This window comes from Oleiphilus sp. HI0117 (genome assembly GCF_001635235.1).
In genome coordinates this window covers 1-14892 of record NZ_LWGA01000798.1, presented here as the reverse complement: position 1 = coordinate 14892, position 14892 = coordinate 1, and the positions used below count along the sequence as shown (strand labels likewise).

The following is a 14892-nucleotide window of genomic DNA, read 5'->3' as shown; positions in this document are numbered from 1 at the left end:
CGGGAGGTTTATTGACAACGGCTCTGGCAATACCGATACGCTGTTGTTCACCGCCTGAGAGCTGAATGGGTGTCATTTTCTCTTTTGAAAGCAAACCGACTTTATCTAATGCGGCACGTACTCGACGCCCGATATCGCGCGGGTTCATTCCCGAAATTTCTAAGGGAAGCGCAACGTTGTCGTAAACACTGCGATCAAATAACAAGCGATGATTTTGAAAAACAACGCCGACATGACGCCGGTAATAAGGAATTTGCCGCTTTGGGATGCGCATAAGGTCTTGCTCACCCACAGTGACCTTTCCTTCACTGGCTCTTTCCATCAACATAATCAGCTTAAGCAGTGTACTTTTACCTGCGCCGGAATGGCCTGTTAAAAAGGCCATTTCACCACGCGCCATTGAAAAGCTTACGTCATTAAGTGCTTCATGGCCGTCGCTATAACGCTTGGTGACATTCTCAAAATGTATCATTATTTAGTAGGCCTATTGACTTGAGCTGAGATCTTATCGACAGAGATTTATGCTTGTTCGTCGAATAAAGCAGCAACAAACTCATCCGCCTCAAAGGGGCGTAAATCATCTATTTGCTCACCAACACCAATAAAGCGAATCGGTAGACCTAACTGTTTAGCGATAGCGAAAATGATCCCGCCTTTTGCCGTACCGTCCAGCTTGGTTAAGCTGATACCACTTACACCAACTGCTTGTTGGAATACTTGGGCTTGGCTAAGTGCGTTTTGGCCTGTACCGGCATCGAGAACCAACATCACTTCGTGGGGGGCGGTATCGTCAACTTTCTGCATAACTCGGACAACTTTTTCAAGCTCGCTCATTAGGTTGTCTTTGTTTTGAAGGCGGCCAGCGGTATCGGCGATTAGAATATCAACCCCTTTAGACTTAGCCGATTCAACTGCATCGAATATGACTGATGCACTGTCGGCGCCGGTGTGTTGGGCAACAACAGGCACATTGTTGCGCTCACCCCAAACCTGTAGCTGTTCAACTGCTGCAGCTCTGAAGGTATCGCCTGCTGCTAACATGACAGAATGTCCCTGGCTCTGGAAACGCTTGGCCATTTTGCCAATAGTGGTTGTTTTACCCACGCCGTTGACACCCACAACAAGAATGACAAAAGGAGAGTCACCAGTCTTTATTTCTAAAGGTGAATGGCTAGCTTTAAGCAGACCGCTTAGTTCGTCCTTGAGTACAGCGTGCAGGCTATCGGCGTCCTTCAGTTCTTTTCGGTCGGCACTTTCGGTAATTTTATTGATAATTTCAGAAGTCGCTTCAATACCAACGTCAGCAGTTAGAAGTAGTGTTTCTATATCTTCAAGCAGCTCGTCGTCGATCTGCTTTTTGCCCATGATGAGTTCGCTTAAACCACCCGATAGGCGGCCTCGTGTGCGGCTCAAGCCAGACTTAATTCTGCCAAAAAAGCTTTTTGGCTCTGGCTCTGGCTCTGGCTCTGGCTCTGGCTCTGGCTCTGGCTCTGGCTCTGGCTCTGGCTCAGGTGCTGGTTCCGGTTCTGGTTTTGGCGCTGGTGTTGGTTCAGGCTCAGGTGCTGCTTCCGGTTCGGCTGAAGTCAGCGCAGACTCATTCAGCGGGCGAACCGTTTTAGTTTCGGGGTGTGCTTGGCGCTCAACCTTCTTTGGTTTGGTTTGGTTATGTCTGGCGCGAATCAGATCGATTGCTATTAGGAGTGCAATGACGCCAAGGGTGACCAAAGAGTATAAAATTTCTGTTTGCATAATATGAACAACTTAAGGTATTTGATTCATGCCGTTATAATTTCTCTTTGAAAAAGATCGCAACGGCGAGGCTAAAATTCACTTACAATGCACGGATCCGTCTAAACAAGCGAGCTTTTTCGAGTGCTTTGGATAATATGCATGACATAACAGGAAATTCTAATGCCAGCCAGGATTAAAAAAAACCATCGAGGACAAAAATCTCGGCCATATGGTAAAAATAATCGTATAGATAGCTCGCAAACGGGCTCTTTTCGCATTATTGGCGGTGAATGGCGTAGTCGTCGATTAAACTTTCCGGCGCTTGAAGGTCTTCGCCCAACGACAGACCGAGTGAAAGAGACGGTGTTTAATTGGTTAATGCCTTATCTACCCGGCGCCCGAGTATTGGATTTATTTGCTGGCAGTGGTTCTTTAGGCCTCGAGGCGCTTTCACGCGGCGCTGGTGAGCTATGCTCTATTGAGAAAAGTAGTCAGGCAGCCTCGAGCCTTAAGGAAAACTACGCGCTATTAGGGGGGGCTGCTGAGCGAGCTGTGGTGGAGTGCCTCGACGCATTGACTTGGCTTCAAGCGAGTCCAAAACAACAAGGTGCCTTTGATATACTCTTTCTCGATCCACCCTTTCGCAAAGGCTTACTTACAGAGACTTTAGCACTTATCGAGGAGTCAGAGATACTCGCTAAAGGGGCGGTGATTTATCTGGAGCAGGAAAAAGAAGGCGTTTTACCTGCAATTCCGAAAGATTGGCAACTGATGAAAGAAAAGGTCGCCGGGCAAGTCAGTTATCAATTGTATCAACGACAAGCTAGCGACCAGATCTGATCTAGGCTTTTGCAGCACTTAGAGAGTAATGTCTTAAACTTTTGGCAAATTCTTCGAGGCTTTCGATGCCGCTTTTTTCAGCTTGTTTACACCATTCAGAAAGCTCGTTTAACTTTTCTTGAAAGCGGCTACCGGGGTGTTTTTTCCAAATATCTTGAAGAGCCTGGCTCATCTCATAAATGGTCTTGATCATCACGTCGTGGTCAAGCATTTCATTGATTCGGCTTTTCTCAGTACTTTTAACCAAATTTTCTTCTCTAACGAGAAGCTTCTTGGCCTTTTTAAACATAATTTTTTCTTGTTCCTGCATCTTGGCTTTTTGTGCTTGGATAACCGGAATCATGACATTCTTATGGTATTGGGATAAAACATAAAAGCGATTGTGGATAATTGCCATCACCGTATCCTTATCAAGCTCCAGCTTGTGACTGTCTTTTATTGGCTTAGGTGGGATATTGCGTGCTTTTGCTAAACCAAGGGCGCTTAATATTCTGATATAAAACCAGCCGATGTCGAATTCCCAGGGTTTAACAGATAGCTTGGCGGAGTTGGGATAAGTGTGGTGATTATTGTGAAGTTCTTCGCCACCAATAAAAAAGCCCCAGGGGCTGATGTTACGGGAGGCATCTTTACACTCAAAGTTCCGGTAGCCGATTGCATGGCCGACACCATTGATAACACCCGCAGCAAATACCGGGATCCACATCATTTGAATCGCCCAAATGGTAATACCTGCCAGGCCGAAGAAGAAAATATCGATAGCGCCCATCAGTACTACACCTTTCATCTTATGAGGGGTATAGATCTTGTTTTCTAACCAATCATCAGGTGTTCGCTGACCGTAGCGCTTTAAGGTTTCGGCATTGGCAGCCTCTTCTTTATAGAGCTCAGCACCCGTTAGTAGAACTGTTTTTAGGCCTTTCGCAACAGGGCTATGTGGGTCTTCATCTGTCTCACATTTTGCGTGGTGTTTCCGGTGAATAGCGGTCCACTCTTTGGTATTTTGAGCACTACTCAGCCATATCCAGAAACGGAAGAAGTGTTTAAGTGCAGGATGCAGGTCGAGAGCGTTGTGAGCTGAGTGTCTGTGTAGATAAAGTGTGACGCTGGCGATGGTGATTTGAGTCAGAATTATCGTTGCAATGACTTTCTGCCCAACACTTAAATCGAGAATACCGTTTATCCACCAGTCAAACATTTACTTCACCTCACTCCTATAAATTCTAGCTGACACGCGTTAGTTTTATATGCTATCACAAACAATGATATTTTAGAGTATGACAGCTCGTTTATTGCACAATAACTTCGTGCTTTTTTAACACGAGATGCTGAAACTGATCTATCTTTGCGCACCATCCTTCTTTTAGCCAGGTTGTCGAAACCTTTTCCAATATGATTGCAGGCCCTATTATGGTTTCACCTTCTTTGATCGCTTCTCGCTGAAGAATTGTCACTTCTTTTTCTATCGAAGGAAGTTGAATGACTTGTGTGGTGGCATCATTTTGCACTTCAGTACATATAACATCATTACTTTGCTGAGTTTCAATTGTCAGACTAAGGCAAACATTCACGAGCTCAACCGCGGTATTAGTGAGTTGGTGCCCATAGTGTTGTTGATGGCTGTGATGAAATAAGTCTGCAATATTGCGGGTTTGATCTGCAGAAAAGGGGATATTCAGAGTGAAGCTCTGGCCTTGGTAACGAAGATCCAAAGAGCGTTCTGATCGGATAGTTTGCCTGCCTACTTGTTCTAATTTTAGTTCTTTCGTTCCTTGTGACTCGAGACCTTCAAACAGCTGTTCCAGTTGGTGATGGGAAATATCATCTAACTGAATAATATGTGTCTTGGTAAATTGCCGTTGTTTTTGAGCTTTGAGCATGCCGTAGGCCGAGAGGACACCACTATTCTGGGGAATTATGGCACTTTTCATATTGAGTTTTTCAGCTAAGGAACAGACATGCAGACCCCCAGCGCCGCCAAAGCAACATAAGGTAAAGTCATTAGGGTTGTGCCCTTTCTGAATAGAAATGGCATGAAGGGCTTTTACCATTTGTTGTTCCGCAAGTTCTATGATTCCTTCTGCCAATTGAAGCCTGCTCATTTGTAGTTTGCTGGCTAGCGTGTCTAGCGCGCTCTCTGCTGAGGCTATATCAAGAGACATACCGCCACCTAAGAAAGCATCTGCACGTATGCGCCCTAGAACTAGATTGGCATCGGTCACAGTTACTTGAGTTCCGCCTTTGTTGTAACAAACTGGGCCAGGTGCGGAACCCGCAGATTGAGGGCCGACGTGTAGCATATTTCCTTCGTCTATCCAGGCAATAGAGCCGCCGCCAGCACCGATGGTTTCCATTTTTAACATTGGTATCGCGACCGGCCAATCATTAATGCTACCTTCATCGCTTAGTTCAAAGTTGCCATCCATTAAGGCGACGTCGGTTGATGTGCCGCCCATATCAAAACTCATGATCTTGGGTAAGTGACACTGTTCACCGATATGACGAACGGCGGCTAATCCGCCAGCCGGGCCGGATAAAAGCAGATTTACAGATCGTAAAGCGGCTTGTTCAGCAGCAATGGTTCCCCCTGAAGATTGCATGATTGAGACAGGGCAGCCGTTTAGTTGCTCGATCAAGTGATCAATATAGTTTTTTACTTTTGGGCCAAGGGATGCATTTAACCAGGTTGCTATACCACGTTCGTACTCTTTATATTTTGGTAAAACAAAAGATGAGCGCGAGACGAAATAGTCACCTTCCAGGGCTTTTTGAATGCGTAGCTCTTCATCATCATTGATAAAGGAAAATAAGAGATTTATCGCAATAGCTTCTGGTTTTAAGTCATTAACTTTTTGCTTAAGGGCTTCAATATCGTCATCAGATAAAGGTCTTATTAACTTTCCCTCGGAATCACGTCGGGTTTCTATTTCTAAGCAAAGCTCGCTTGGAACAGGAGGAATGGGTGGTTTGGCATTGAGGTTATAGAGTTCTTTGCGAGCTTGGCGGCCGATGCTCAGGATATCGCCAAAACCATTATTGGTGATATAGACGGTACGAGCACCTTTTCGTTCAAGCGCTGCATTGGTAGCTACCGTACTTCCATGAATAATACAAAGCTGTTTATTATCGACAGCTGAGTTTAAACCTAGTTCTTCTATTCCCTGCAAGATTGCTTGAGCAGGGTTTGAAGGGGTTGATAGTACTTTATGAATACGCACTTCTTGTTCAGTGAGCAAGACAAAGTCGGTAAAAGTGCCTCCGGCATCAACACCTAAGTACAGGATTTCATCCTCATCGCTTAAAGAAGATTTGGGATTGTGAAGCTTAGGGGAATTGGACACTTGCCTTTCCTTTGTATCAAAATGCGTGATTTGTTCTATCTATGAGGAGCCAAGTTTGCCTGAATTGCCAGAAGTAGAAACCTCTCGCCGGGGCATTGAGCCTTATATCAAGGGGCATAAAATCTTATCTATCAAGATCTATCAGCAAGCTTTGCGTTGGCCTGTTTCTAATGAACTCTATGAAATGACAAACCAGCCGGTTAGTGATGTTCTCAGGCGAGGTAAGTATATAATCATCTGTGTCCCTGACGGAAGTATACTGCTGCATTTAGGTATGTCTGGGAGTTTGCGTATAGTCGACGAGAGGACGCCACGGATAAAACATGATCATGTTGAATTCCACCTTTCCTGTGGAAAAATACTGCGCTTTAACGATCCGCGAAGGTTTGGCAGCATACTATGGTCTTCCAATTGGCAAGCGCATCCTTTAATTGCTTCTTTGGGGCTTGAACCTCTAAATGAGGAGTTCGACGGAGCGTATCTTCATCAAGCTGCCAAAAAGAGAAAACAAGCGGTTAAACAGTTCCTGATGAATAGTAAGCTCGTTGTTGGTGTTGGCAATATTTATGCAAACGAAGCTTTGTTCAAAGCGGGCATCTCTCCTATTCGCTCAGCCTCTCAAATCTCTTTAAAGCGCTATAACTTGCTTGCAGATACCATCAAAGAGGTCTTGCGTAAGTCCATCAAACAAGGAGGTACAACTCTAAAAGACTTTGTGGGAAGTGATGGAAAGCCAGGATACTTTAAGCAAGAGCTGAATGTGTATGGCCGAGGGGGTGAAGCCTGTGTCGAGTGTGGACAAGCGCTAAAGGAAATCAGGCAAGGTAATCGTGCAACGGTGTACTGTTCACAGTGTCAAAAATAATCTATTCGCCCGATTCGACAGTGGAGATATTGTGTCTATACTGAAATCAATGACAGATTTCAGGCATTTGTTCAGTAAGCTTAGGCTATTCAAGCAAACACCAGATACTGAACACTATGTGAAAGGCACCCAAGGAGACAAGTTCATGTACAGCCAATTTACCAAAGCCCTAAAAGTTATTATGTTCAGCCTTGTGTTGGCGCTACCCGCGACGGGCTGGTCAAACACGATTGAAGAAACGCCTTCAGCCGTTGCGATGACCGGCGACGCCTTGTTTGTAAGACCCGTAATGATTGCGACAACTATCTTAGGTGCAGCAATCTTTATCGTTTCTTCACCATTTTCTGCCTTAGGTGGTAATGTTGAGGAGTCCTTCGATGAACTGGTGGCTGGGCCTTTTAATACAGCGTTTATCCGCTGCTTAGGTTGTACAATGACCGGTCGTAAAGTCAGCGCGATAGTTTCCCAGGAAGAAGAATAAGCTTCACTTCTTCTTTCAAATAAAAAAGGCTGGTGTGATACCAGCCTTTTTTATTTCTATTCAAACTAGTTTAGTTTGATGCCTTTTGAATAAGCGCTTTCCAGTCAAAGCTCTGATCGCCTAAGGCGTGAAAGAATGGATTTAAAATATCTGCTTTCTGGTTGTAAGTGAGAGGTTTTAGATCGATATCGAGGATTTCACCGCCCGCAGCATTGAGTACGGCGTGTGCAGCAGCAGTATCCCACTCGCTTGTGAGCGCTAAGCGCGGATACCAATGAGCCGTTCCTTCCGCAATGGCACAGATTTTCAGTGAACTACCCATGCTGACTAAATTAATATCGTCAAATACCTCAGCGACATGCTTAAGAAGTTCATCCAAGGCTTCAGCTCCGTGGCGCCTGCTACCAACAACAGCCAGTGTGTCCTGAGTATTGACTGCGCTCACCTTAAGCTCAGTCTTAGCACCTTTTTCTTCTTTCCAGGCTCCTTGCCCTTTTAATCCGTAATACAGTGTTTGTGTAACAGGAACGTAGACAAGCCCCAGAATAGCTTCACCGTCTTCGATCAAAGCAATATTGACGGTAAACTCGCCATTTTTATTAATAAATTCTTTAGTACCGTCTAAAGGGTCAACCAGCCAATAACGCTGCCATGAAGAGCGCTCAGAAAACTGAGGCATACCACCTTCTTCAGAAAGAACAGGGTAGTTTAGAGCTAAGCTTGTTAAGCCTTGGTCTATCACCATATGAGCGGCGTGGTCAGCTTTGGTAACCGGAGAGTCATCGGCCTTGTTCTCAACTTCGATTGGCGAATCGGAGTTATAAACTTCGAGAATAGCCTCGCCCGCATCGATAACGATTTTCTTTAAATCTGGTAAAAGTTGTACTAGCTCATTCATGAGGGTTTGTAATATCCAATATAAAGTGTGTTGAAATAGTTGGCTTCGGCTAATAACTCTTAGAGGAGTGTTTGTGTGAACAGATTCCGAGCGCTAGAATAGCCGTTTTACGACAGTATAGAGAGTTTCATGATCGACTGGAATCAGATAGAAACAGTTTTCTTCGATATGGACGGTACGCTACTAGACCTCCATTTCGATAACTACTTTTGGCTAGAATATTTGCCAAAGCGTTATACGGAGCTGAAGAGCCTTAGTCATGACGATGCAGTGAAGTCGCTTCATGCTATGTACGAAGCACATCATGGTTCCCTAAACTGGTACTGTCTCGATTTCTGGTCTGATGCGCTCAACGTCGATATTGTGGAACTAAAGAAAGAAGTAAGTAATAAAATTGCGTATCGACCTCATGTTAAGGAATTCCTGGGAGCCGTCAAAAATATGCCTGTAGAGATGGCCATCCTTACCAATGCCCATCAAGGTAGTATTAGTGTCAAGCTTGAGCAAACCGACTTGGCTGACTTCTTTGACGAGATCATTTGTTCTCACGATTATGGCTTGGCTAAAGAACAGTCTGACTTCTGGCAGCGACTTCATAAGGCAAGGCCCTTTGATAAAGAAAAAACAGCTTTCTTTGATGATAATGAGGCGGTACTTGCCGCTGCAAAAGAATTTGGTATTAAGCACTTATATTCAATTGCCCAGCCTGATAGCCAGAAGCCTGACAGAGAGCAAGGAGATTTTCCCTTAGTTCGTGACTTTAGAGACTTGTTGTAAATGAGTACAGACGCAAAAGTAAGAATTGATAAGTGGCTTTGGGCTGCTCGCTTCTTCAAGACCAGAAGCTTGGCGAAAGAGGCAATTGATGGTGGTAAGGTGCATTATAATCAACAACGCTGTAAACCTGGTAAGACAGTTGATATCGGTGCAGAACTAACCATTCGCCAGGGTTGGTTTGATAAGGTCGTTATTGTTGAAGGTTTAAGTGATCGCAGAAAAAATGCGAGCTTGGCTCAAGAACTCTATCGTGAGACAGAAGAAAGTATTGTAAAAAGAGAGGAGGCGCTGGCGGAACGAAAGCAAGCAATGGCAGGCCTACCCGCACCTTTTAAAAGGCCAAATAAACGCGACCGCCGACGCATTCACCGTTTTAAGAATATAAATTCAGAATCTGAATGAGCTCTATCTTTAATGTGATAAGACTCGAAGTAACAGGATATATACATGATTGATCAAGATACTTTCCAGAAGTTCCTTTTTGAAGAGCTGCAAATTCGAGGTGAGTGGGTACGCTTAGGAGAGAGCTTCCAGCAGGCGAGCAAAAACATGTCTTACCCTTCAGAAGTTAAAGCGCTCCTGGGTGAAACGATCGCAGCCTCAGTTCTGCTAACCGGAACCTTGAAGTTTGATGGTCGTCTGTCTATTCATGCGCGAGGTGAAGGGGCGCTAAGTTTGTTGATGGCAGAAACGACGAACCTGAAGACCTTTAAAGGGGTTGCGCATTGGCAAGGTGACATTGAAGAAGGTCTGCCGTTAAAAGATTATTTAGGCAATGCGCAGTTAGTGATTACCATCGACCCTGATCGAGGAAACCGCTATCAGGGGATCGTCCCCTTAGAGCGTGAAACACTGTCTGAGTGTTTAGAGCAGTACTTTGAAATGTCTGAACAGCTCGATACCTATATGTTACTAGGTGCTGATGAGCTAGGTTGCTATGGCTTAATGTTACAAAAACTACCAGGCTATAGAGAAATTGAAGATCAGGATGCATGGGACAGGGTGACCCAACTGGCTAAGACATTGTCCTCAGAAGAACTCGTGAGCACAGATAATGAAACCTTGCTGGTGCGACTATTCCACGAAGAAAAAGTGATTACTTATCAATCTGAGCCAGTACAGTTTAAATGTTCGTGTTCCAAAGAGCGCACGGCGGCATCAATTCAAAGCTTAGGAAAAGAAGAAGCGCTGGATATACTGGAGCATGAAGCCGAGATTACAGTAGATTGTCAATTTTGTGCTGCACGTTACACTTTTGATCGGACAGATGTACAAAATTTATTCGATCTAGGCGAGCCCCATTAGGCTTATTTGTTTGAATAAGGTGAAAATATTACATATAAGCCTTATGCAAGTTCTAATCTGAAAATCTATCGCCTTTGCATGTTTTAAAGTGAACAAAAATGACTTGCTTCTAAATTTAGTCGTTTTTTGTACAACAATTTGGCATAATGGCGCCCCAAATTTTTCCAGGCTCTGTTTTAGAAAAAGCTAAAACGTAGTCAAACTTAACCCAAGTGAGGTCGAAGTGAGTAACACTTATGTTGATCTAAGCTCAGCCGTATTGGTAGAGCACGCACTTGAGCGCAAAGAAGGCAGCTTGGCTGCTAATGGTTCTTTAGTCGTTACCACCGGCAAAAGAACAGGACGCTCTCCTATGGACCGCTATATTGTTGATGAGCCGAGTACTTCGGATGCAATCGGCTGGGGTCCAATTAACCGACCATTCGACCCTGAAAAGTTCGATGCTTTGTGGGAACGAGTCGAGGCGTATTTGGCTGAGCGAGATAGCTATCTTTCTCACCTTCACGTGGGTGCAGATGCTGATCACTATCTACCTGTTAAGGTTGCAACAGAAACTGCTTGGCAGAACCTGTTTGGTCGCAATCTGTTTATCCGCCCTGAGCAATATAACCAGGCCGATAAGCAAGAATGGGAAATCCTAAACGTTGCAAGCTTTGAGTGTGTACCTGAGCGTGACGGTACTAATAGTGACGGTACAGTAATCATCAACTTCGCCAAGCGTCGCGTTTTGCTTGCAGGTATGCGTTATGCGGGTGAAATGAAGAAAGCAATGTTCTCTGTTCAGAACTTCTTGTTGCCAGAGAAAGACGTATTACCAATGCATTGTTCTGCAAACGTTGGTGATGACGGCGAAACAACATTGTTCTTCGGTTTGTCAGGTACAGGTAAAACTACCTTGTCTGCTGACCCTGCGCGTTACCTTATTGGTGATGACGAGCACGGTTGGGGCAAAGGCGTTGTCTTCAATATTGAAGGCGGCTGCTATGCGAAGACTATTGATCTATCTCAAAAGAATGAGCCAATCATTTGGGATGCGATCAAGTTCGGTGCAATCGTAGAAAACGTAGCGCTTTCTGATGATAAGCGTCTACCAGATTACACAGATACAAGCATTACTGAAAACGGTCGTTGTGCCTACCCGCTAGAGCACGTTGAAAAACGTGTTGCTGAAAACTTAGCAGGCGAGCCAAACGCTATCGTATTTTTGACTTGTGATATGACGGGTGTACTACCTCCAGTATCATTGTTGTCTAAAGAAGGTGCGGCTTACCACTTCTTAAGTGGTTACACGGCATTGGTTGGTTCTACAGAGATGGGTTCAGACTCTAAGTTGAAGTCTACGTTCTCTACCTGTTTCGGTGCACCTTTCTTCCCACGCCCAGCAGGCGTTTACGCTGAATTGTTAATGAAGCGTATGGAAGAGTTCGGTTCTAAGGTTTACTTGGTTAACACGGGCTGGACAGGCGGTGCTTACGGCACAGGCCAACGTTTCAGCATTCCGGTGACTCGTGCAATCATCAGCGCAATCCAGAGCGGCGCTTTGGCTGATGCTGAAACAGAGCACTTGGAAGCCTTGAATCTAGACGTTCCAACTTCATTGGAAGGTGTTGATGCTAAGTTGCTTAACCCACGTAATACTTGGGAAGATCCAGCAGCGTACGATGCAAAAGCAGCTGATTTGATCTCTCAGTTTGTTGAAAACTTCAAGAAGTTTGACGTATCTGATGCGATCGTTGATGCAGGTCCTAAGCAAGCTTAAATTAGCTTCCTTAAGACTAAAAACCCGGCGCTGAAAAGCTCCGGGTTTTTTTGTATCTAAATGAGTGCGATGCTCGAAACAGCTCCCATAGGCAGATTCTTAGAGAGTGGTGGAACCCTCTGCCTACAAAAAATAATCCCGTTGAAGTTCTTAAAAGTACCACTCATCTTCTTCATGTAATGACAAACTCTCAGCCCCGGATTGCAGCGCCGCCTGGTGTGCTTGAATCCGCGGTAAGATACGCGCAAAGTAGAACTTGGCGGTCTTTATCTTGCCTTTCAAAAAGCTTTCTGAGAATGTCGTGGTATCGTTATCTTGAAGCTTGGCTTCGGCTTTAGCTGCCATTTCCAGCCAGAAATAAGCCAAGGTTACATAACCTGAATACATCAGAAAGTCATAGGCAGCAGCGCCGACTTCGCCGTGATCTTGGAGAGCTTTCATACCGACGTTTTGAATCATTTGTGGCCATTCTTTACTGAGAGTTTTTACTTGCTCAGCAAGCTGGATTAGCTCGGTATCGCTGTCTTGTTTAAGTATCGATTTGGAGAGCACATGAAGCTGTTTTGTAAATAACATCAGTGCCTGGCCTTGGTCGCCCAATACCTTTCTTCCTAGCAAGTCGAGAGACTGAATCCCCGTTGTTCCCTCATAAAGCGTAGAAATCCGTCCATCACGGTAGATTTGCTCGACGCCAGTTTCGGTAATATAACCATGGCCGCCATAAACCTGGACAGCTAAAGAAGCAGACTCTTGACCGGTTTCGGTGAGAAATGCCTTGGCGATAGGCGTAAGTAAACCTAGTAGTTTTGCGGCCTCGGCATCGTTTCCGGCTTTTTCCCTATCAAGCAGCTCTGCACAATAGTGGCAAAATGCTCGACCCCCCTCAGCAAACGCTTTTTGAGTGAGGAGCATCCTGCGCACGTCAGCGTGACCTATCAAACCAGTGGTTTGTCCGCGCAATTTTTTATCCAGGGACTGGCCCTGAACACGTTCGACAGCATATTGATACGAGGCCTGAAAAGACTGTTCACTCATACCCACGCCTTGTAAGGAGGTTCCCAGACGCATCTCATTCATCATTTTGAACATGGCTTTAATACCGCCATTCTCTTCGCCAACCAGGAAGCCTTTTGCTTCTTCAAAGGCCATCGTGCAGGTAGGGTTGCTGTGTATCCCCATTTTTTCTTCAATACCAATACAACTAAGGGAGTTATATTCATTATTGTCTGGAAAAATTTTTGGCACCAAAAATAAAGATAGGCCTTTAATACCTTCAGGTGCACCCTTAATACGAGCGAGTACTAAATGAATAATATTGTCACTAGCGTCATGATCACCTGTAGAGATAAAGATTTTGGTACCTGATATCGCGTAACTGTTGTCAGCATTAATCTTTGCGCTACTTTTAATTTCACCTAGGTCGGAACCGCAATGAGATTCAGTTAAGCACATGGTGCCCGTCCAATTACCTGATACCATGTTGTGAAGGTAGGTTTGTTTTAATTCATCATTACCGAATGAAATCAGAGCTTTACATGCAGAGCTGGTGAGCGCTGTGAACATGCATAAAGATTGGTTGGTACTGGTCAACATTTCCGATACCTTTGAGCTAAGTGCTTCAGGTAGCGCTTGCCCACCCCACTCCTCTGGCATCGAGATTCCCATCCACCCTGCTTCAGAAAAAGCTTTAAATGCGTCGCGAATCTTAGGGTCTAGTAGTACTTTACCATCCTTGTAACGACAGCCATTTTGGTCTCCATGTTGATTGACGCTGCCCCAGACTTGCTCTGAAAACTCTGCAGCCTGGTCGAGAATTAAGCCCGCATCGTCATTGTCGATAGCAGAATTGCCCTTTATATGGAATTTCATATCAGTGATTGGCGCGCAATATTTCGACACGGTGCTATGCTCCTCTATTAATGTTCTTATCAATACGTCTATCAGTGTGCCGTACTTGTACTAAAGATTATTGCGATAGAAAAAATTTAGCACATTAACAAATGATAAGGACGTTATGAAAAGATTTGCATAGGATGAATATAAGCTAGGTCATTCAGACAAATGGATTCCCGCTCCAACCAGGTGGCCCTATTTTGCAGGGCAATTCACCTTGTATGTGGGAATGATGAGGGTGGAATGAACCTAAGAAAAAATTAAAAGCGTCAGCGGAGAGAGAGATGTCAGCAGAATTATATCCAAATATGTTAAAGCCATTGGACTTAGGTTTCACGACTTTAAAAAACCGTGTTTTGATGGGTTCAATGCATACAGGCTTGGAAGAAGAAAAAGATGGCCATGAACGAATGGCTGCTTTCTTTGCAGAACGCGCTCGCGGTGGAGTTGGCCTGATTGTTACGGGCGGTTTTGGTCCAAACCAGGAAGGTGCTACGCATCCTCATACCAAGTCAATTAAGACAGAAGAAGACGCACTAGCACATCGAACTATTACTGATGCCGTTCATGAAGCGGGTGGTAAGATCTGTATGCAGATTCTACATACGGGTCGCTATGCGTTTAACCCTAATTTGGTTGCGCCTTCTGCTGTTCAGGCACCGATTAACCCTTTTCCACCAAAAGAACTTGATGAAGCCGGTATCGAAAAGCAGATCAGTGATATCGTAATGTTAGCGGTTAATGCTCAAAAAGGTGGTTATGACGGCGTTGAAATCATGGGCTCAGAAGGTTATTTCATTAACCAGTTCTTAGCGAAGCGTACTAATAAGCGTGATGACCAATGGGGTGGCGAATACGAAAACCGTATGCGCTTGGCTGTAGAAGTCGTGCGTCGTACACGTGAAGCCGTGGGTGAAAAATTTATTATTATATACCGTTTGTCTATGCTCGACTTGGTTGAGGGTGGAAGCAGCTATGAAGAAGTACTACAGCTAGGTAAGG

At 44.8% G+C, this 14892-nt stretch carries 13 protein-coding genes and 1 pseudogene; 8 read left to right on the top strand and 6 right to left on the bottom strand.

Going from position 1 to position 14892, the window contains the following annotated elements; all coding sequences use genetic code 11:
- Both A3757_RS13150 and ftsY read right to left on the bottom strand, forming a co-directional pair.
- Nucleotides 1-472: cell division ATP-binding protein FtsE (locus A3757_RS13150; protein ID WP_068739761.1), on the bottom strand; the 472-nt coding region annotated here is incomplete at its 3' end.
- Between the two features lie 47 nt (nt 473-519).
- Nucleotides 520-1749, bottom strand: a complete 1230-nt coding sequence (gene ftsY / locus A3757_RS13145; RefSeq protein ID WP_068554992.1) for a signal recognition particle-docking protein FtsY — start codon at nt 1747-1749, stop codon at nt 520-522.
- A 162-nt stretch (nt 1750-1911) separates the two neighbouring features.
- On the opposite strand from ftsY, the gene rsmD reads away from it, so the two are divergent.
- Nucleotides 1912-2571: a 16S rRNA (guanine(966)-N(2))-methyltransferase RsmD gene (gene rsmD, locus A3757_RS13140; RefSeq protein ID WP_082865499.1), complete on the top strand. Its 660-nt coding sequence runs from the start codon at nt 1912-1914 to the stop codon at nt 2569-2571.
- Nucleotide 2572: 1 nt separating this feature from the next.
- Here rsmD and A3757_RS13135 read toward each other — a convergent pair whose 3' ends face one another.
- Nucleotides 2573-3769, bottom strand: coding sequence for a fatty acid desaturase (locus tag A3757_RS13135; protein WP_068508775.1), 1197 nt, complete (start codon nt 3767-3769; stop codon nt 2573-2575).
- 91 nt (nt 3770-3860) lie between these two features.
- Nucleotides 3861-5912 (bottom strand): hydantoinase/oxoprolinase family protein, encoded by a 2052-nt coding sequence (locus tag A3757_RS13130; protein ID WP_231872335.1) that lies wholly within the window; start codon nt 5910-5912, stop codon nt 3861-3863.
- A 55-nt stretch (nt 5913-5967) separates the two neighbouring features.
- Between A3757_RS13130 and mutM the strand changes: the two genes are divergently transcribed.
- Nucleotides 5968-6777, top strand: coding sequence for a bifunctional DNA-formamidopyrimidine glycosylase/DNA-(apurinic or apyrimidinic site) lyase (mutM, locus tag A3757_RS13125; RefSeq protein WP_068508774.1), 810 nt, complete (start codon nt 5968-5970; stop codon nt 6775-6777).
- Between the two features lie 31 nt (nt 6778-6808).
- On the top strand, nt 6809-7258 hold the full coding sequence (locus A3757_RS13120) for a hypothetical protein (protein WP_231875638.1): 450 nt from the start codon (nt 6809-6811) through the stop codon (nt 7256-7258).
- 70 nt (nt 7259-7328) lie between these two features.
- Here the strand turns inward: A3757_RS13120 and cysQ are convergent, their stop codons facing one another.
- A complete protein-coding gene (gene cysQ, locus A3757_RS13115; RefSeq protein WP_068554990.1) occupies nt 7329-8156 on the bottom strand; it encodes a 3'(2'),5'-bisphosphate nucleotidase CysQ in 828 nt (275 codons plus the stop codon).
- A 129-nt stretch (nt 8157-8285) separates the two neighbouring features.
- On the opposite strand from cysQ, the gene yrfG reads away from it, so the two are divergent.
- The 4 genes from yrfG to A3757_RS13095 all read left to right on the top strand — a co-directional run bounded on the left by yrfG (nt 8286) and on the right by A3757_RS13095 (nt 11997).
- Nucleotides 8286-8933 carry a GMP/IMP nucleotidase gene (yrfG, locus tag A3757_RS26790; RefSeq protein ID WP_068508769.1) on the top strand — a complete coding sequence of 216 codons (648 nt, stop codon included), beginning with the start codon at nt 8286-8288 and terminating at the stop codon, nt 8931-8933.
- Complete coding sequence (gene hslR / locus A3757_RS26785) at nt 8934-9335, top strand: ribosome-associated heat shock protein Hsp15 (protein ID WP_068508767.1); 402 nt, start codon at nt 8934-8936, stop codon at nt 9333-9335.
- Between the two features lie 45 nt (nt 9336-9380).
- A complete protein-coding gene (gene hslO, locus A3757_RS13100; protein WP_068554988.1) occupies nt 9381-10238 on the top strand; it encodes an Hsp33 family molecular chaperone HslO in 858 nt (285 codons plus the stop codon).
- Between the two features lie 223 nt (nt 10239-10461).
- A complete protein-coding gene (locus tag A3757_RS13095; protein WP_068508763.1) occupies nt 10462-11997 on the top strand; it encodes a phosphoenolpyruvate carboxykinase in 1536 nt (511 codons plus the stop codon).
- A gap of 150 nt (nt 11998-12147) precedes the next feature.
- Here A3757_RS13095 and A3757_RS13090 read toward each other — a convergent pair whose 3' ends face one another.
- Nucleotides 12148-13896, bottom strand: a complete 1749-nt coding sequence (locus A3757_RS13090) for an acyl-CoA dehydrogenase C-terminal domain-containing protein (protein ID WP_068634469.1) — start codon at nt 13894-13896, stop codon at nt 12148-12150.
- Between the two features lie 278 nt (nt 13897-14174).
- On the opposite strand from A3757_RS13090, the pseudogene fadH reads away from it, so the two are divergent.
- Nucleotides 14175-14892 (top strand): annotated as a pseudogene (gene fadH / locus A3757_RS13085) (NADPH-dependent 2,4-dienoyl-CoA reductase); the annotation flags it as partial.

Coding starts and splice junctions, on each gene's coding strand:
- ftsY (WP_068554992.1), bottom strand. CDS start 1,749: ATGCAAACAGAAATTTTATACTCTTTGGTCACCCTTGGCGTCATTGCA.
- rsmD (WP_082865499.1), top strand. CDS start 1,912: ATGCCAGCCAGGATTAAAAAAAACCATCGAGGACAAAAATCTCGGCCA.
- hslO (WP_068554988.1), top strand. CDS start 9,381: ATGATTGATCAAGATACTTTCCAGAAGTTCCTTTTTGAAGAGCTGCAA.
- yrfG (WP_068508769.1), top strand. CDS start 8,286: ATGATCGACTGGAATCAGATAGAAACAGTTTTCTTCGATATGGACGGT.
- cysQ (WP_068554990.1), bottom strand. CDS start 8,156: ATGAATGAGCTAGTACAACTTTTACCAGATTTAAAGAAAATCGTTATC.
- A3757_RS13135 (WP_068508775.1), bottom strand. CDS start 3,769: ATGTTTGACTGGTGGATAAACGGTATTCTCGATTTAAGTGTTGGGCAG.
- hslR (WP_068508767.1), top strand. CDS start 8,934: ATGAGTACAGACGCAAAAGTAAGAATTGATAAGTGGCTTTGGGCTGCT.